The organism is Streptomyces gottesmaniae, assembly GCF_031845845.1.
GTDB classification, from domain to species: Bacteria; Actinomycetota; Actinomycetes; order Streptomycetales; family Streptomycetaceae; genus Streptomyces; species Streptomyces akebiae.
Map to the genome: position 1 here is coordinate 79951 of NZ_JAVRFJ010000024.1, position 19251 is coordinate 99201.

The 19251-nt window shown below is 69.2% G+C and carries 10 protein-coding genes; 3 read left to right on the plus strand and 7 right to left on the minus strand.

The features are described from left to right. Window positions 1-54: 54 nt before the first annotated feature. The 3 genes from RM704_RS25905 to ngcE all read right to left on the minus strand — a co-directional run bounded on the left by RM704_RS25905 (window position 55) and on the right by ngcE (window position 3548). Window positions 55-987, minus strand: coding sequence for a carbohydrate ABC transporter permease (locus tag RM704_RS25905; RefSeq protein ID WP_033529441.1), 933 nt, complete (start codon window positions 985-987; stop codon window positions 55-57). 19 nt (window positions 988-1006) lie between these two features. Further along, window positions 1007-1936: a carbohydrate ABC transporter permease gene (locus RM704_RS25910; RefSeq protein ID WP_033529442.1), complete on the minus strand. Its 930-nt coding sequence runs from the start codon at window positions 1934-1936 to the stop codon at window positions 1007-1009. 136 nt (window positions 1937-2072) lie between these two features. Beyond that, the gene (gene ngcE / locus RM704_RS25915) at window positions 2073-3548 is read right to left on the minus strand and encodes an N-acetylglucosamine/diacetylchitobiose ABC transporter substrate-binding protein (protein ID WP_033529443.1); all 1476 of its coding nucleotides are present in this window, start codon (window positions 3546-3548) and stop codon (window positions 2073-2075) included. 471 nt (window positions 3549-4019) lie between these two features. Between ngcE and RM704_RS25920 the strand changes: the two genes are divergently transcribed. After that, window positions 4020-7817 (plus strand): GH92 family glycosyl hydrolase, encoded by a 3798-nt coding sequence (locus RM704_RS25920; protein ID WP_033529444.1) that lies wholly within the window; start codon window positions 4020-4022, stop codon window positions 7815-7817. A gap of 265 nt (window positions 7818-8082) precedes the next feature. On the opposite strand, the gene RM704_RS25925 is transcribed toward RM704_RS25920, so the two are convergent. The 3 genes from RM704_RS25925 to RM704_RS25935 form a co-directional block, all read right to left on the minus strand. Beyond that, entirely contained in the window at window positions 8083-9156 is a 1074-nt protein-coding gene (locus tag RM704_RS25925; protein WP_192829746.1) for a lytic polysaccharide monooxygenase auxiliary activity family 9 protein, read from the minus strand. A gap of 561 nt (window positions 9157-9717) precedes the next feature. Further along, window positions 9718-10206, minus strand: coding sequence for a hypothetical protein (locus tag RM704_RS25930; RefSeq protein ID WP_311591292.1), 489 nt, complete (start codon window positions 10204-10206; stop codon window positions 9718-9720). Between the two features lie 97 nt (window positions 10207-10303). Then, window positions 10304-11089, minus strand: coding sequence for a helix-turn-helix domain-containing protein (locus RM704_RS25935; protein WP_033529446.1), 786 nt, complete (start codon window positions 11087-11089; stop codon window positions 10304-10306). Between the two features lie 349 nt (window positions 11090-11438). On the opposite strand from RM704_RS25935, the gene RM704_RS25940 reads away from it, so the two are divergent. Next, window positions 11439-15107 (plus strand): S8 family peptidase, encoded by a 3669-nt coding sequence (locus tag RM704_RS25940; RefSeq protein ID WP_033529447.1) that lies wholly within the window; start codon window positions 11439-11441, stop codon window positions 15105-15107. A gap of 56 nt (window positions 15108-15163) precedes the next feature. Next, window positions 15164-16165, plus strand: coding sequence for a helix-turn-helix transcriptional regulator (locus RM704_RS25945; RefSeq protein WP_033529448.1), 1002 nt, complete (start codon window positions 15164-15166; stop codon window positions 16163-16165). A 104-nt stretch (window positions 16166-16269) separates the two neighbouring features. On the opposite strand, the gene acnA is transcribed toward RM704_RS25945, so the two are convergent. Beyond that, window positions 16270-18987 carry an aconitate hydratase AcnA gene (gene acnA / locus RM704_RS25950; RefSeq protein WP_033529475.1) on the minus strand — a complete coding sequence of 906 codons (2718 nt, stop codon included), beginning with the start codon at window positions 18985-18987 and terminating at the stop codon, window positions 16270-16272. Window positions 18988-19251 lie beyond the last annotated feature (264 nt).

Genomic DNA, 19251 nt, shown 5'->3' on the forward strand with positions numbered 1-19251 from the left:
CCGCCGAATGACCACTAAATGTCACTCTGCGGCTACTTGAGGTCCCGGGACGGGCTACTTGAGGGTGGCGGAGGTGAGCCCCGCCTGCACCTGCCGCTGGAAGGAGAGGTAGACCACGAGCATGGGGATCATGGCGATGGTGACACCGGCGAAGAGGACGGGCAGGTCGGAGGCGTAGCCCTGCTGCTGCTGGAGCTGGATGAGGCCCTGGGTGAGGACGTACCGCTCGGGATCGTCGCCGCTCTGCGGCTGCATGAGGACCGTGGGCAGGATGAACTGGTTCCACTGCCCCAAGGTGTTGAAGATCCCGACACTGATCAGCCCGGGCTTCGCCATCGGCAGCATGACCTGGAAGAACGTCCGGGTGTGCGAGGCCCCGTCGAGGATGGCCGCCTCGAACACGGCGGTGGGCAGCGTCCGGAAGAACGCGTGCATGAAGAACACGGTGAACGGCAGCGAGTAGGCGACGTACACCAGGATCAGCCCCTGGTAGGTGTTCAGCATGTCCAGCCGCTTGACCATGAAGAACAACGGCACGAGAGCGAGGAAGACGGGGAACATCGCGCCGGCGACGAAGAAGTAGTACAGCAGCCGGTTGCCCGTGAAGGGGTAGCGGGCCAGGACGTACGCGGCCATGGAGCCGAACAGCATGGTCAGCGGCACGGAGAAGACCAGCACGATGACCGTGTTGACGAAGTAGTCACCGATGCCCTTGTCCCAGGCGCGGGAGAAGACGTCGAGGGACCAGTTCTCGGGCCAGCCGAAGGCCGAGCCGCCGATCTGGGCGTCGGTCTTGAAGGAGCTGAGCACCAGCCACAGCAGCGGCAGCACGATCAGCAGGGCCCACAGGGCGAGGAAGCCGTGCGAGAAGACGTTCAGGACGACGCCTTCGCCGCGCTCGTCGCCGGTCCCGGTCCGGCCCTTGTTCACCGTCGGTCCGGTGGGGACCGAGTCGCCGCGCGAGGCGGTCTTGAGGGGTGCACTCATCTTCTGTCGTCTCTCCCGCTCAGAACTCGACGCGCTCGCGACGGGTGGCCCGCAGCATGACCACCGACACGATCAGGGTGAGGAGCAGCATCACGACGCCCATGGCGCAGGCGTAGCCGCTCCTGCCGTACAGCAGGAAGTTCCGCATCATCACGGTCGCCATGACCTCGCTGTGGTGGTCGGGGCCGCCTCCGTACTCCCCCGCGGTCATGGTCGAGACCAGGATGAACATGTCCATCGCCGCGATGCCGAGATAGACCCAGGCGGTCTGCACGGAGTCCCACAGCAGCGGCAGGGTGATGCGGAAGAAGGTGTGGGCGCGTCCGGCGCCGTCGATCAGCGCGGCCTCGTAGATGTCTCTCGGGATGGCCTGCATCGCGGCGGAGAACAGCACCAGGTAGAAGCCGACCCCGTGCCATACGACGACCAGGATGAGGGCCCAGAGCACCATGTTCGGCTCGTTCAGCCACTCGATGGGAGCGCTCTCGTCGACCAGTCCCACTTTCATCAGGAGGCCGTTGAGCATGCCGCCGCTGTCGCTGCGGTACACGGCGCCGAAGAGCACCGCGAGGATCGCCAGCGACAGCACCTGCGGGAAGAAGTACACGATCTTGTAGAAGCCCGACCCGGCGACCCCCGAGACACCGCCGGCCCGGCCGCGTCCGCCCGCGTTCAGCATGAACGCGAAGAACAGCGCGAGCAGGATGGTGATGACCGGGATGAACACCAGGAACAGGATGTTGTGCCAGATCGCCTGGAGGAAGATGTCGTCCTCGAACAACGCGGTGTAGTTGTCCAGGCCGATGAAGGAGAAGGTCTGCGACTGTCCCTTCCAGTCGGTCAGCGAATAGCCGAATGTCTGGATGTACGGCCAGATCACGAAGATCAGATAAAGCGCCACGGGGACCAGGAGAAACCCCGCGACGAACCGGTTCTGCCCTTTACGCATTGGTGTTTCCCTGCCTCGGGTTCCAGGAGAGGAAAGGCGCGCTCCGCTTTTCGGGGACGCGGGGAACCGCACGGTGAGCCACGGGCGAACCCGCAGCTCACCACAGTGCGCGGTTCCCCCGGCGCTCCGACGCCCCCTAGTCCCGCCGGTTCTTCTTGGAATCCGGGTCCTCGGCCTGCTTGTCCACCGCGGCCTGGGCCCGCTTGAGCCACTCGGCCGGCTGAATGCGCTTCGCCATCAGTTCGTTCGACGCGTTCTGGATCGCCGTGTCCATCTCGCTGTACCACTCGGTGTACAGGTAACGGAACGTGTTGTCACCGGCGGCCTGGGAGGCCTCGACCGTCGACTGGGTGCCCGGCCGCAGTTGCACGCCGGGGTCGACGCCGTCCTTGAGGATGGTCAGCGAGTTGGCCTCCTTGGCGAACAGCGTCGACCATTCCTTGGAGAGCATCATCCGCATGAACTCCTTGGCGGCCGGCAGGTTCTTGGCCTTGGAAGGGATGATGAACGGCTCGCCGGAGCCGGCCCGGATCGCCTCGAACGGCATCACGCTGTCCGGCAGCAGCGGCATCGGCATGAACTTCATGTCGAAGTCGTCCGGTGTCTGCTTGAGCTGCTCGTTCTCCAGCCAGGAGCCGGAGGTGATGAACACGGCCTTGTACTGGTTCCAGCGGGTCTGGGACTCGGTGTGGGTGAGGCCGTTGGTGCCGGGCATCAGATAGCCCTTCTCGACGATCTCGTAGATCGCCTCGACCCCGGCCTTCGCGGCGTCGGAGCCGACGAACGCCTTCGGGTCGAGGTTGTCGATCGCCTTCATGGCCTCCAGTCCGCCCGTCTTGGCGATCAGGTCCATGATGGCGACGTTGATGTAGTACGGGTACTTGCCCTGGTGCGCGAGGCCGCCGATGTCCTTGGCCTTGGCCTCCTTGCAGATGGTCAGGAAGTCGGCCCAGGTCTTGGGCTCCTCCCAGCCGTTGTCCTTGAAGAGCTTGCCGGAGTACCACAGGCCCCACACCGTGTAGATGTAGTTGAGGGCGACGACCTTGTCCTCCTGCATGCCGGCGTCGAGCGTGCCGGGGATGAGGGTGTCGCGGACCTTCTTGGCCGGGTCGTCGATCGAGGGGGCGTCCAGCACCGCGGCGAGGTCGAGGAGCTGGCCGTTCTTGTAGAGGACGTCGATCGGGATCTGCTGGGCGCCGGAGTCGTCGACGATGTCCGGCGGGTTGCCCGCGTTGAACCGCGGCTGGAGCTTGCCGGTGATCTCCTGGGTGCCGGTGTGGGTGGAGGTGACCCCCCACTTCTTCTGGAAGGCGGCCTCCCATGCCTTGGCGTAGGCGTCGCCGTAGCCGCCCTTGAAGATGACGACGTCGAGCTTGCTGCCCTTCTTGACGCCGAAGGGGTTCGACTCGGAGGTCTCGCCCTGGGTGTCCTCGGAGGTGTCGTCGTCCCCGCCGCCCCCGCTGGCACACGCGGACAGGAAGCTCATCGTGGGAACGGTGATCAGGCCCAGCGCGGCGGAACGCTTGATCAGATCGCGGCGGCCGACGCCCTCGGGGTGGGTGGTGTCGACGCCCTCGGGGCCGTGCTCGTGCTCAGCGGTAGTGGATCCCATGCTCAAGTCCTCGCCTTCTCCAGGACTCAGGCGGTGAACCGGATCCTCCCGGCACCGCGGTCGGTTCAAGCTGGGGTCGTGCGTGAGGATTCAACAGGGGCAAGACGGCGGTCGGCGCGCGGACACGTCCGCGACCACCGGTAATTCCCCCCAGGTAGTGCCGTCCACGATCGTGCGACCACTATGCGGACGCCGACAGGTATAGTCCACTTCCCGCCAGGGGGGCAAGATCGAATGCAAGGTTCGCCTTCGGTCTTTTCCGAGTTGAGACCTCTCGGAAATATGAGCGACCTTGCGCCACCTGACCGGAAAATCCCCGCCATTCGGCCCGGATGACGCAGTCAACGCCCTTGACACCACTCGCCACTTCAACCCCTACTGGTCCCCGCGTTACCCAGTCGACAACGTTGTCCTCTTTCGATCACTTCTTGATCGGAAACAGTACGTCGGACGCAGGGAGGGTGCTCGCTGATGCGGCACAGACGGAGATCCACGGCGGTGCTCGGCGCCGTCGCATTCGCTCTGGTGGTGGCCTCGCAGGGCGCGGCCGTCGCGTTACCGGACCGACCGGCGGCCGGTGCGCGGGAGTTCGGCTCGTCGTTCGAACCGGACGATCCGGCCCCGGACTGGATCAGCACGGTCGACACCGCACCGGACGGCTCCCCGCGGGCCTCCGGGGTCGACGGCGGCTACACCACCGGTATCCCGGGCAACATCACCGACCGGGTCACCGAGGTCCGCGCCAGCGGCGAGAACACCGACGGCGGCGAGGTGAAGGAGAACCTCGTCGACGGCGAGTCCGGCACCAAGTGGCTCACCTTCCAGCCCACCGGCTGGGCCGAGTTCGACCTCGCCGGACCGGCCGAGGTGGTGACCTACGCGTTGACGTCGGCGAACGACTTCGAGACCCGCGACCCGAAGGACTGGACCCTCAAGGGCTCCACCGACGGCAAGGAGTGGAAGACCCTCGACACCCGCTCCGGCGAGAGCTTCACCGACCGGTTCCAGACGAAGTCGTACGACATCCCCGGTGACGCGGTGGCCGGGTACCGGCACTTCCGACTCGACATCACCCGGAACAACGGCGCCTCGATGATCACCCAGCTCGCCGATGTGCAGTTCTCCACGGGCGGCGGGCAGGCGCCCCCGCCGAAGGAGATGCTGTCGCTGGTCGACCGGGGCCCGAACGGCTCGGCGACCGCGAAGGCCGGCGCGGGCTTCACCGGCAAGCGGGCCCTGCGGTACGCGGGCCGCCACACGGCGGACGGACCGGCGCACTCGTACAACAAGATCTTCGACGTCCACGTGGCCGTCGAACGCGACACCGAGCTGGCCTACCGGATCTTCCCGTCGATGGCGGACGGCGATCTGGACTACGACGCCACCAACGTCTCGGTCGACCTGGTCTTCACCGACGGCACCTCCCTCAGCGAGCTGCGGGCGGTGGACAGCCATGGGTTCCCGCTGTCGCCGCGCGGGCAGGGCGCGGCCAAGGTGCTGTACGTCAACCAGTGGAACGACGTGGTCGCGCGGATCGGGTCGGTCGCGGCCGGGCGGACCGTGGACCGGATCCTGGTGGCCTACGACTCCCCGAAGGGCCCGGCGAGGTTCCGCGGCTGGATCGACGACGTCACGCTGCGTGTCCGGGCGCCCGAGCGGCCGAAGGCGCACCTGTCCGACTACGCGGTGACCACCAGGGGAACGAACTCCAGCGGCGGTTTCTCCCGCGGCAACAACTTCCCGGCGACGGCGGTGCCCCATGGCTTCAACTTCTGGACGCCGGTGACCAACGCGGGTTCCCTGAGCTGGCTGTACGACTACGCGCGGGCCAACAACGCGGACAACCTCCCGACCATCCAGGCGTTCAGCGCAAGTCACGAACCGAGCCCCTGGATGGGTGACCGGCAGACCTTCCAGGTGATGCCCTCGGCAGCCACCGGTACGCCCGAACTGAGCCGCACATCAAGGGCGTTGGCCTTCCGGCACGAGAACGAGACGGCCCGGCCGTACTACTACGGGGTGCGCTTCGAGAACGGCGTCAGGGCCGAGATGGCGCCCACGGACCACGCGGCGGCGCTGCGCTTCACCTACCCCGGCGACGACGCCGGCGTGATCTTCGACAACGTGACCGACCAGGCGGGGCTGACCCTGGACAAGGACGCCGGGGTGGTCACGGGATTCTCGGATGTGAAGTCCGGTCTGTCGGCGGGCGCGACCCGCCTCTTCGTGTACGGGGTCTTCGACGCGCCGGTCACGGACGGCGGCTCGACCGGGGTGAAGGGCCACCTCCGCTTCGACGCGGGCGCGGACCGCACGGTGACCCTCCGTCTCGCCACCTCCCTCATCAGCCTGGACCAGGCGAAGGACAACCTGCGTCAGGAGATCCCGGAGGGCACGTCGTTCGACGCGGTGAAGAGCCGGGCACGGGCGCAGTGGGACCGCGTCCTGGGCAAGGTGGAGGTCGAGGGCGCCACCCCCGACCAGCTGACGACGCTGTACTCCAGCCTCTACCGGCTCTACCTGTACCCCAACTCCGGCTTCGAGAAGGTGGGATCGACGTACCGGTACGCCTCGCCGTTCTCCCCGATGACCGGTCCGGACACCCCGACCCACACCGGCGCGAAGATCGTCGACGGCAAGGTCTACGTCAACAACGGCTTCTGGGACACCTACCGGACCACCTGGCCCGCCTACTCGCTGCTGACGCCCGGCCGGGCCGGTGAGATGGTCGACGGTTTCGTGCAGCAGTACAAGGACGGCGGCTGGACCTCGCGGTGGTCCTCCCCCGGTTACGCGGACCTGATGACCGGCACCTCGTCGGACGTGGCGTTCGCGGACGCATACGTGAAGGGTGTGGACTTCGACGCGAAGTCGGCGTACGAGGCGGCCCTGAAGAACGCCACCGTCGTGCCACCGTCGGCGGGCGTCGGCCGCAAGGGCATGGCCACCTCCCCCTTCCTCGGCTACACCTCCACCGACACCCACGAGGGCCTGTCGTGGGCACTGGAGGGCTACCTCAACGACTACGGCATCGCGCGCATGGGTCAGGCGCTGTACCGGAAGACCGGCGAGAAGCGCTACCGGGAGGAGGCTGCCTACTTCCTCAACCGGGCCCGCAACTATGTCGAGTTGTTCGACGAGAAGGCCGGGTTCTTCCAGGGCCGCGACGGCACCGGCGCCTGGCGGGTCGACTCCGCGACCTACGACCCCCGGGTCTGGGGCCACGACTACACCGAGACCAACGGCTGGGGATACGCCTTCACCGCGCCGCAGGACAGCAAGGGCCTGGCCAACCTGTACGGCGGTCGCGGCGGGCTGGCGAAGAAGCTGGACACCTACTTCTCCACCCCGGAGACGGCCTCCCCCGACCTCGTCGGCTCCTACAACGGCGTCATCCACGAGATGACGGAGGCCCGTGACGTGCGCATGGGCATGTACGGCCACTCCAACCAGGTCGCCCACCACGCGATCTACATGTACGACGCCGCCGGGCAGCCCTGGAAGGCCCAGGAGAAGGTCCGTGAGGTGCTCTCCCGCCTCTACGTCGGCAGCGACATCGGCCAGGGCTACCACGGCGACGAGGACAACGGCGAGCAGTCCGCCTGGTACCTCTTCTCCGCGCTCGGCTTCTACCCGCTGGTGATGGGCAGCGGCGAATACGCCGTCGGCTCCCCGCTGTTCACCAAGGCGACCGTCCATCTGGAGAACGGGCGGGACCTGGTGATCGAGGCCCCGAGGAACAGCGCCAGGAACGTGTACGTGCAGGGTCTGAAGGTCAACGGCAAGGCCTGGACGTCGACTTCACTGCCGCACTCCCTCATCTCCCGTGGGGGTGTGCTGAAGTTCGACATGGGCCCGAAGCCCTCCCGCTGGGGCACCGGTGAGAGCGCGGCCCCGGTGTCGATCACGAAGGACGACACGGTGCCGTCCCCCCGTTCGGACGCCGTCGTGGGGGACGGGGCGCTCTTCGACGACACGTCGTCCACGAAGGCAGCCGTGCGGACGGTGCCGCTGCCGACTCCCGCCCGGACCGAGGCGGTTCAGTACACGCTGACCTCCGCCGAACGCGCCGAGGCTCCGGACGGCTGGACCTTGCAGGCCTCCACGGACGGCACGACCTGGAAGACCCTCGACAGACGCTCCGGCGAGTCCTTCGCCTGGGACCGCCAGACCCGGGCCTTCTCCGTCCCGGCCCCGAAGGCGTACGACCACTACCGGCTCGTCCTGGACGACACGGCGACGCTCGCGGAGGTGGAACTGCTGTCCTGACCCTGCCCCTGAGTCTGAGCCTGACGGGGGCACGGGCCCAACCGGCTTGACTTGGTTGCCCATGGGAACGATAGAGTCTTGTCCAGACCACTCGACAACGTTGTCCTGTCGGGGGGTTCTCACAGCCGCACTCCCACCGCTCCCGGTCTCCCCCGTACCGGGACGCGGCTCGCGGACCGGGTGGGCACGCACCGCCCGCCCACCCGGTCCGCCCCGAGCGTGACGCCCGCCCCCGCACAGGGCCGGCGTCACGCGCGGGCCGGGCTCAGCCCACCCGGCAGGGCAGCGTGGTCGCGGGATCACCTCCCGACCCTTGCACCACATAGCCGAAGGTGGCGGTTTCACCGGGATCCAGTGCCCCGTTCCAGTCCGCGTTGTGCACCATCACGTTCTGCCCGGTGTAGGTCGCGCTGCCGCTCCAGAGGCTGTCGACCTTCTGCCCGGCGGGCAACGTCCAATTGACCATCCAGCCGAGCATCGGCACGTCGCCGGTGTTGGTGACGACGACCTCGGACTGGTAGCCACCGGTCCAACTCCCCGTCGTACGCCGGGTCGCGGCGCACTCGCCCGGCACCGGGTCGGTGGGGTCGCCGGGCTGCTTGATGCCGGTCACCTCGCCGTTGCCGCCGTCGAAGACGACGTCGGAGCAGGAGTAGAAGGTCTCCTGGCTGTCGGAGCGCTGCCAGACCATGTAGATGAGGTGGCGGCCCGACTTGTTCGCGGGCAGCTGGCCCCGCCAGGAGTAGTTGGCCTCGACCGTGCCCGGGCTGCCGTTCAGCGGCGGGTGGTCGACGCTCAGGAACGGCTGCGCCTCCATGTCGTTCCAGGTGAGCGTCTTGGTCGGGTCGAAGCCGTCCTTCGTGATGTAGACGTAGAACCAACCCGGGTGCGCCGCCCACGCGTTGTACGAGAAGTCGACGGTCGCGCCGGAGGTGAGGTGGGTCAACGGCCAGTCGGCGCTGGGCGTGTTGAACCCGGTGAAGTTGGTGTTGCCGCCGCTGCACAGCTGGCCGTCCGGGACGAAGCCGCGGGTGCGGCCGGCGCCGTCCGAGCGGAGCACCGAGAACCAGTTGTAGAACGGGGTCGTCCCGCTGACCTGCTGCGCGGAACGACAGGCCGGGTTGATCGGTTTGATCTCCCCGGTGTCGGTCAGCCCGTCCTGCCAGCAGAGGAACGTACGGCTGCCGGGCTTCATCGGAGTGCCGTGCGCCTCCGCCTTGCCGCTGCCGGCGGTGACGACGAGGCCGAGCGCGGGGATCGTGGTGACGAGGGCGAGCAGGACGAGAAGAAGGGCCCTGTGGCGCCGGGGCAGTCTTAACCGTAGATTTGTCACGTGCATGACAGGAGCTCCTTGCGTGTACGGCTTGAAGTGGGGGGACGTGCGGGTGCCGAGATGCGGGTGCCGATGTGCCGGTGCGGACGTGCCAGGTGCCGGTGCGACGTGCCGGTGCGGATGAGTGGTGCGAGTGAGTGGTGCGGATGAGTGGTGCGGGTGGGAGCGGATCCGGGGGTGACGGGTTCCGGTCCGTCACGCCAGAGATGGGAGCGCTCCCACCCCACCTGCTTCGGAAGCTAGCGCGCGGCGCCGTGCTTGTAAACGGCTGTCACGTATTGACGCGCGGGGGCCGCACCCGGGCGGGCGCGGCCCCCCGCTATGACCGGAACACACCCGTACGCCGGGAGCATCGCCGTACGGGACGACTCTGTGCGTGGAAGCTGAGCGGAGCCTGACGCCCGCGGGTGCCGGGGGACCCTCTGACGGCGGCGTGCGCGGAGCCTCGCCCCTCGGACGGCGGCAGGCGCGGGGCCTCGCCCCTCGGACGGCGGCGTGCGCGCGGCGCCGGCCCGGGATTGACGGCGTGTGATTGACGTCGTGGGCGCCGATCCGGTGCTCCGGGACTCATCCGGCCCTTCTCCAGGGGCGTTCGGCCTGGAGCCGGGCGGTCGTCAGCAGTCGGCGGGTGAGCTTCGCGTGCGTGCCTGTGCCCACGGTGAGCAGGCGGTACAGGCCACCGGCCGGGCCGGGGAAGGCGGCACGGGTCTCGGCACGCAGCCGGACGTGGTCGGGCCCCGCCGCTTCGAGGTGGAAGGTCAGGGTGTAGGAGGAGAAGCGGTGGCGGCCCAGGAGGGTCAGCTGCCTGGCCGGGATCGCGGTCAGTGTGCGGAAGCCGGGGAACGTCGTCGCACCCTCGACGGGCGGGCGCGGCCCGGACGCCGTGTGGTCGGCGCAGCCCACGAGCTTGGCGTAACGGACCGCGGCGGGGCGGGAGAAGGCCCAGTCGAGCGCCTCGGCCAGGGCCCACCAGACCTCGTCGGCGTCCGCTTCCACGAGGATCGTGTGCTCGTCGACGTACGGGAGCGGGGTGCGGCGGCGCATCGGTGCATCCATGGGTGCCAGTCTTCGCCCTCCAGCCTCCCGATCGCCAGGGTTGCCGTGCGGAAACGTGCGCGACGGGGGCCGGGGGTGAGGTGGGCGGGTTCGCGGCTCAGGCGTCCGGCTGTCGTTCCCGCAGGGCCTTCGCTGCGTCGGTGACCTGTCGCAGCTGGCTAGCGGTGAGGCGGCGCAGCTCCCAGATGAGTTCGGCGATCTCGGGCGCGTCGAGCTTCGGTGTTCCGGGGGTGGGGGCGCAGGTGGTGGTGGAGGTGGTGGGCAGGGGGATGCCGGTCAGCGCGGAGAGGTCGTCGGCGGGGACGTCGAGCAGCGTCGTGCAGTCCGCCAACAGGTCCGGGGTGAGCGGCTTGCGGCCGCGCCCCACCTGGCCGAAGGTGGCCGCCGCCCAGTAGCGGTCGGTGACCGTCCCGAACGCCCGGGCCGTGGCCGGCAGGTTGAGATTCCGGATGTGCAGCATGCGCAGGAGAAGGGCCCCGGGCCCCGGGGGGTAGCGGTGGCCGGGAGGGGTGTCCGGGACGGGCTGGGTCCGCTGTGCCTGGGGCAGGGACGCGACGAGTCGGCGCAGCCGGCCCCGGTGCTCCGGCGGGAGGCCGGCGGCTTCCTGGATGACACGCGGGACTTCGCGTCCGGCCGTCGCGTCCAGTGGAGCGAGGTCTTCGGGGAGGTCGGCGCCCGCGATCGCGAAGACGTCCGCCGTGTGGAGGCCGAGGGCGGGTGCGAGCCGCCGTAGGAGGGGTGGCGTCGGGGTCTGGTGGGCCTGGAGCACAGCCGTCAGTTCGGGCTCGGGGACGTCGGCGTGGCGGGACAGGGACGTCGGGTGCAGCCCCCGGCGATCGAGCAGCCGCCGCAACCGCGCACCGAAGTCGTGTTCCCCCACCATCGGGTCAGAGTAGGCCGACGGTCACACCGGAACCGACGGATACGACGAATCCGACGGGCCGGAAGGGGCGGACCGGCCGGACCTGCCATGTCCTGATCCTGTCCCTCTTGCCTGGGGGAAGCCTGTGTTCCGGCTGAGCCGGAGCCGTGCGACCTGGCCGTCGGGTGCGGACGGCACCCCGCACGGAGACGTACGGAGACCGCCAACTGCCCTGACCGAAGAGGGCGTTGGCACGGACCGGCCACAGGAATCCCTTGAGCCTCTCTCGGCGCGCCGCCCACTCTGATCACTGGCTTCCGCCCATCGGCCGGAAGCGTTCATCAGCGATTCAGGGGAGGACGCACCACCCATGCGAAGACTCCATGCCCTCGGTGCCGTGGCGGGAGCGGCCGGTCTGCTCGCGGCGGCGATCACGCCCGCGACGGCCGGCCCCGGCACCGCCCCCGGCACGAGCACCGACACCTCACGTGCCCCCGCCACCCGGACCGTCACCCTCATCACCGGCGACACCGTCTCGCTCACCGCCGGACCTAACGGCAAGCACGCTGTCGACGTACGGCGCGGCGTGGGCCGGGAGGCCGCCACGTTCCTGTCGAGCGAACGGGACGGCGAGGTCAGCGTCCTGCCGACGGACGCCGTCCCGCTGGTACGGGCGGGCCGCCTCGACCCGGCACTCTTCAATGTCACCCGGCTGGTGAAGCAGGGGTACGGCGACGACAGGACCGGCGCCACCCCGCTGATCGCGACCTACGCGAAGGGCGGTGCGACGCCCGAAGGCGCCCGGCGCACACGGGCGTTGCCCGGGATCGACGGCGCGGCGCTGAGCGCGGAGAAGTCGACCGCGTTCTGGGCGGACATCGCCCCCGCCCTCGGCACCGAGCCCACCACGAAGGCCGCGCGGCACCTCGGTGAGGGCATCGACAAGCTCTGGCTGGACGCCCAGGTGAAGGTGTCCCTGGAGACGAGCGTCCCGCAGATCGGCGCACCCGAGGTGTGGCGGTCGGGCCACGACGGCAAGGGCGTGAAGGTCGCGGTCCTGGACACGGGCGTGGACACCGGGCACCCGGATCTCGCGGGCAGGGTAGGCGACTCCCGGACGTTCGTGCCGGAGCAGTCGGTGCAGGACGGTCACGGCCACGGCACCCATGTGGCGTCCACGATCGCCGGCTCCGGCGCGGCCTCGGACGGCCTGCGCAAGGGCGTGGCGCCGGGCGCGGAGCTGCTGGTCGGCAAGGTGCTGGGCAACGACGGCCGGGGCCAGTCCTCCTGGATCATCGCGGGCATGGAGTGGGCCGCGAACTCAGGCGCGAAGATCGTCTCCATGTCGCTGGGCGGCACCGCGACCGGCCCCTCCGACGTGCTCAGTGAGACCGTCGACGAGTTGTCCGCGTCCACCGGCGCCCTCTTCGTGATCGCGTCGGGCAACGCGGGCCCCGGCGAGCAGACGGTGGGCACCCCGGGCATCGCCGACTCGGCGCTCACCGTGGGCGCGGTCGACAAGTCGGACCGGCTGGCCCCGTTCTCCGGACGCGGCCCGCGCCCCGGTGACTTCGCGGTCAAGCCGGAGATCACCGCGCCGGGCGTGGGCATCACGGCGGCCCGTGCCGCCGGCACCGCCATGGGGACGCCGGTCGACGACCACTACACGGCGGCGAACGGTACGTCGATGGCGACCCCGCATGTCACGGGCGCGGCGGCGCTGGTCGCGCAGGCGCATCCGGACTGGACCGGCCGGCAGATCAAGGAAGCCCTGGCCACCACGGCGAAGACGAACGCCGACGACTCCGTGTTCGAGCAGGGCAACGGGCGGGTCGACGCCGTACGGGCCGTCGGCCAGCACGTGTTCGCGACCCCGACGCTGAGCTTCGGCAAGTTCGAGGACGGCGACACGGAGGTCGTCACCAAGGACATCACCTACACCAACACCACCGACAAGGCCGTGGAGTTGAAGATCTCGTCGTCGCTCGCCGAGGTCACTCCGGTCGACGGCACCCTGACCGTGCCCGCGCGGGGCACCGCCACGCTCCCGGTCGGCGTCGACCCCGCGGAGAAGCCCCAGGGCCGGTACGCGGGCCACATCACGGCGACCGCCGACGACGGCGTACGGATCACCACGGGCGTCGGCTTCGAGAAGGCACCGAAGATGTACGACCTCGCCGTCTCCCTCCTGGGCCGGGACGGCAAAGCGCCCACCGGCGGGTCGCTCTACACGCTCATGGAGCTGAACGGCGCCGTTCCCGACCAGTACGGCTTCCTCGGCACCGGCTGGACCTGGCAGGTTCCGGCCGGTACCTACTCCATCTCGACCTGGATCCCGGACCGCGACGCGGGCGGCGTGGCGGTCGGCACCTCGGTGGTCGTCAGCCCCGAGATCAAGGTGGGCCAGGACACCGAGGTCGTCCTGGACGCCCGCAAGGCGGTGGAGGTCAAGCCCAGGACGAAGCAGGACTCCGAGTTCCAGGGCTTCAGCACCAATGTGCACCGCGAAGGGCCCGGCGGCGGCTGGGGACTCACCTACAGCCAGGGCTTCTGGACCGACCACCTCTATGTGACGCCGACCGAGCAGGTCACCGAGGGGAGCCTGGAGTTCACCGCCAAGTTCCGGCTGTACGCCAAGGAGTTGACGGCGAGCGTCACCAGCCCGGAGAAGACCGAACTGTCCTCGCTCTACTACGCGCAGACCTACGAGGACTTCCCGCTGAGGATCAGTGGGGAGCACAAGGTCCGTGCGGTGGACGCGGGCGGCGGTACCGAGGCCGACTTCGCGGGGCTCGACGTCAGGGGCAAGGTGGCGGTGGTCGCGCTCGGCGCCACGGAGCGGGCGCAGAACGCCCTGGACAACGCCACCGAGGCCGGGGCGGGTTACCTCATCGCGTATCGCAAGACGCCCGGCTTCTGGATCGAGGCCGTGGACCGTGCCACCACCGTCCCGCTGATGATCACCACCGGAGAGGAGGGTGCCGGGCTCACCGCGCTGCTGAGAACCGGCAAGAAGGTCACGCTGAAGCTGGGCGGGACACCGGACAGCCCGTACGTCTACAACCTGCTCGCCGCCCAGAGCGGCGCCATCTCCGCGGACCAGACCTACGCCCTCGACCGCTCCAACACGGTGAAGCGGAAGGCCCGTTACCACGGGGCCACGGCCGGCGAGACCGGCGCGGACACCCTGTACACCTACCGGCCCTGGCAGCTCTTCAGCATCGAGAACAGCAAGTACATGCGGCTCGGCACGGAACGCGACGAGTACTACTACGTCGACCCCGACACCCGTACCTGGCACGTCGTCTACCCGAACTGGAACACGCTCAGGGGCCAGTGGAGCCCGCTGCGGACCTTCACCGAGCCGGCCACGGAACCCACCGAGAACTGGCTGCGCCAGGTCGTCCGCCCGGGAACCAGCGAGGAGTACGGCCTCTCCACCCGCACCGGCGACAGACTCACCTTCTCCGTCGCGGAGCTGACCGACTCCACACCGGGCCACTACGGCTACATCGACGGCGCCGACAGCACCGGCAAGGGCAGTCTCTACGCGGACGGGAAGCCGGTCGGCGACTCGACACTCGGCGGCCACGGCACCTTCGACGTGGCGGCGGACAAGGCCTCGTACCGCTTCGAGCTGGATGTGCGGCGCCGGGCGGCCTGGGCCAGGTACTCCACGAGCACGCACACGGAGTGGACCTTCACCTCGGCACACACCGCCGCCGAGACGGCCCTGCCGCTGCTCACCGTCGGCATCGCCCCGAAGGGCCTCGACCTCCTCAACCGGGCGAAGAGCGGAAAGGAGTTGAGGGTCGATCTGCCGGTCGCCGACCAGCTGGGCGGGGTGAAGGCGAGCAGCCTGCGCGCCTGGGTCTCCTACGACGACGGCACGTCCTGGAAGGAGGTGAGGGTGAAGAGCGGCGAGGCACGGTTCGAGCCGGCGGCGGACGCCGAGTCGGTGTCGCTGCGGGTGCGGGCCACCGACCGCGACGGCAACGGGATCGACCAGACCGTGCTGCGGGCGTTCGGCCTGAAGTAGGCGACACCCGCCACCCGCTCCTCAGCCTTAACAAAGATCCTCTACCGTGCCGGGACATGGTGAACACGGCACACGACACGGCACGACCGACCCCTGCCGCGAGCCCCTGGTCCGCGGTGGGGGTCTCCGCCTTCGACGAGCTGGTGTACCAGGCGATCCTCCATCAGCCCGATGCCGACGCGGCAGGCTGGGCGCTGCTGACCGGTACTTCCCCGGCGCGGGTGCGGGCGTCCTGTGACCGGCTGCTCGCTCTCGGCTTTCTCCAACCGCCCGACTCCATGGGCGGGTTACGCGCGGTCGACCCACGGGTGGCGATCCGCGCGCTGATCCGGCGGCGCGAGACGGAGTCCGAACTGCTCGCCGCCACCGCCGAGGAGATGGCGACCGCGTACGAGGCGGGGCTGCTGCGCGAGGAGCCGTCCCGGCTGGTCGAGGTGGTCTCCGGCGAGGGCGCCAACGCGGCACGCCTGGAAGAGCTGTACGCGCACGCCGAGCACGAGGTGTGTGTCTTCGACACGCCTCCCTATCTCGCCCCCCGCACCCCGCAGCTGGACCTCCAGGCCGATCTGCTCAGCCGCGGGATCGTGTATCGCACGGTCTACGCGGCGACCGCCCTGGAGGACCCGGACGTCCTGTCCCACGCCTGGAAGATGGTGGAACTCGGCGAACTGGCCCGGGTGTTGCCGTCGGTGCCGGTCAAGTTGCTGGTGGTCGACGGACGTCGGGCGATGCTTCCGCTGACCGCCACCCCGGCGGGCGGCTACTGCGCCGCCGTCGTACGGCACTCGGCCGTGACCGAGGCCCTCCAGAAGCTCTTCGACCTGGCCTGGCAGCAGGCGGCTCCGCTGGGCCGGCCCGCCGAGGACGCCGAACTCTCCGAGGGTGAGCGGGCGTTGACACGACTGCTGGCGGCCGGGATGAAGGACGAGGCGGTGGCCCGCCATCTGGGCGTGAGTCTGCGGACCTTGCGCCGCCGGGTGAGTGACCTCCAGGAACGGCTGGGGGCGGCGAGCCGCTTCCAGCTGGGGGCACGGGCGGCCCAGCGCGGCTGGTTGTAGCACCCCTCCCTCTCGGATCGGCCGTACGGAAGGGCCGTCGAGGACGGCGAAGGGCCGCACCCCCGAAACCGGGGATGCGGCCCTCGACTGCCGTACTGAGCCGCTTAGTTGCGGATCAGGTTGCGCAGCACGTACTGCATGATGCCGCCGTTGCGGTAGTAGTCGGCCTCGCCGGGGGTGTCGATGCGGACGACCGCGTCGAACTCGACGCCGCTGTCGGTGGTCACCTTGACCGTGCGCGGGGTGGTGCCGTCGTTGAGCTCGGTGACGCCCGCGATGGAGAAGGTCTCCTCGCCGCTCAGGCCGAGGGACTGGGCCGAGGCGCCCTCGGGGAACTGCAGCGGGAGGACGCCCATGCCGATGAGGTTCGAGCGGTGGATGCGCTCGTAGGACTCGGCGATGACGGCCTTCACACCGAGGAGGGCCGTGCCCTTGGCCGCCCAGTCGCGGGACGATCCGGAGCCGTACTCCTTGCCGGCCAGGATGACCAGCGGGATGCCCTGCTCGATGTAGTTGCGCGAGGCGTCGTAGATGAACGACACCGGACCGCCGTCCTGGGTGAAGTCGCGGGTGTAGCCGCCCTCGGTGCCCGGCGCGATCTGGTTGCGCAGGCGGATGTTGGCGAACGTGCCGCGGATCATGACCTCGTGGTTGCCGCGGCGCGAGCCGTAGCTGTTGAAGTCACGACGCTCGACACCGTGCTCCGTGAGGTACTTGCCTCCGGGGGTGTCGGCCTTGATCGCACCGGCCGGGGAGATGTGGTCGGTGGTGACCGAGTCGCCCAGCTTGGCGAGGACGCGGGCGCCGGCGATGTCGGAGACCGGGGTGGTCTCCATCGTCATGCCCTCGAAGTACGGGGGCTTGCGGACGTACGTCGACTGCGGGTCCCACTCGAAGGTGTTGCCCTCGGGGATCGGCAGGGCCTGCCACTGGGCGTCGCCGGCGAAGACGTCCTGGTAGGACTTGTTGAACATGTCCTCGCCGATGGCGTTGGCCACGACGTCGTTGACCTCGGCCTCGGAGGGCCAGATGTCGGACAGGTAGACCGGCTTGCCCTCCTGGTCCGTGCCGAGGGCGTCCTTGGTGATGTCCACCTTCATGGAGCCCGCGAGGGCGTACGCGACGACCAGCGGCGGGGAGGCCAGGTAGTTCATCTTGACGTCGGGGTTGATCCGGCCCTCGAAGTTGCGGTTGCCGGAGAGGACCGAGGTGACCGCGAGGTCGTGGTCGTTGACGGCCTTGGAGACCTCTTCCGGCAGCGGGCCGGAGTTGCCGATGCAGGTGGTGCAGCCGTAGCCGACGAGGTTGAAGCCGACCTTGTCGAGGTACGGGGTGAGCCCGGCCTTGTCGAAGTAGTCGGTGACGACCTTCGAACCCGGGGCGAGGGTGGTCTTGACCCACGGCTTGCGGGTCAGGCCCTTCTCCACGGCCTTCTTCGCGACGAGCGCGGCGGCGACCATGACGTACGGGTTGGAGGTGTTGGTGCAGGAGGTGATGGCCGCGACCGTCACGGCGCCGTGGTCGATCTCGTACGTCGAGCCGTCGGGGGCGGTCACGGTGACCGGGTTGGACGGGGCGCCGTTCGGGGCGACGGCCGGGGAGTCGGAGGCCGGGAAGGACTCCTTGCCGGACTCGTCCACGGAGTCGACGTAGTTGAGGACGTCCTGCTTGAACTGCTCGGCGGCGTTCGCGAGGACGATGCGGTCCTGCGGGCGCTTCGGGCCGGCGATGGAGGGGACGACCGTGGCGAGGTCCAGCTCCAGCTTCTCGGAGAAGTCCGGCTCGGCGGCCGGGTCCAGCCAGAGGCCCTGCTCCTTGGCGTAGGCCTCGACGAGCGCGAGCTGCTGCTCGCTGCGGCCCGTGAGCTTCAGGTACTTGATGGTCTCGCCGTCGATCGGGAAGATCGCGGCGGTCGAGCCGAACTCCGGCGACATGTTGCCGATGGTGGCGCGGTTGGCGAGGGAGGTGGCGGCCACGCCCTCGCCGTAGAACTCGACGAACTTGCCGACGACACCGTGCTTGCGGAGCATCTCGGTGATCGTGAGCACCAGGTCGGTGGCGGTGGTGCCGGGGGTGAGCTCACCGGTCAGCTTGAAGCCGACGACGCGCGGGATGAGCATGGAGACCGGCTGGCCGAGCATGGCGGCCTCGGCCTCGATGCCGCCGACGCCCCAGCCCAGCACACCGAGGCCGTTGACCATGGTGGTGTGGGAGTCGGTGCCGACGAGGGTGTCGGGGTAGGCCTGGCCGTTACGCACCATGACGGTCCGAGCGAGGTGCTCGATGTTCACCTGGTGGACGATGCCGGTGCCCGGGGGTACGACCTTGAAGTCGTCGAAGGCGGTCTGGCCCCAGCGCAGGAACTGGTAGCGCTCCTTGTTGCGGCCGTACTCCAGCTCGACGTTCTGCGCGAAGGCGTCGTGGGTGCCGAACTTGTCGGCGATGACGGAGTGGTCGATGACCAGCTCGGCCGGGGAGAGCGGGTTGACCTTCGCCGGGTCGCCGCCGAGCTCCTTCACGGCCTCACGCATGGTGGCGAGGTCCACGACACAGGGCACACCCGTGAAGTCCTGCATGATCACGCGGGCCGGGGTGAACTGGATCTCCTGGCTGGGCTGGGCCTGCGAGTCCCAGCCGCCGAGGGCACGGATGTGGTCGGCGGTGATGTTCGCGCCGTCCTCCGTGCGGAGCAGGTTCTCCAGCAGGACCTTGAGGCTGTAGGGCAGGCGAGCCGAGCCCTCCACCTTGTCCAGCCGGAAGATCTCGTACGACTCGTCGCCCACCTGCAGCGTGCTGCGGGCGTCGAAGCTGTTCGCCGACACGACAGTCTCCTTCATTCCATGTGCGCGTACCACCGCATCCTGCCGCCACGCCTCCTTGGCCGATCCGCTAAGGTAAGGCTAAGTTAGGTACCCCTTACCGGGGTGGCGGCCGCAGTGCGCCTCGGCAGATATCTCGATGTCGAGATAACAGTAGTACATGGGCGCGGGCTGGTCATGCCCGGCCCGATGTGGCGTGCGCCAATCTCCGTTCCGACGGTCCGGGCGCGCGGGCCTCTTATTGCGTTGCGGAGCGTTTCCCGCGCT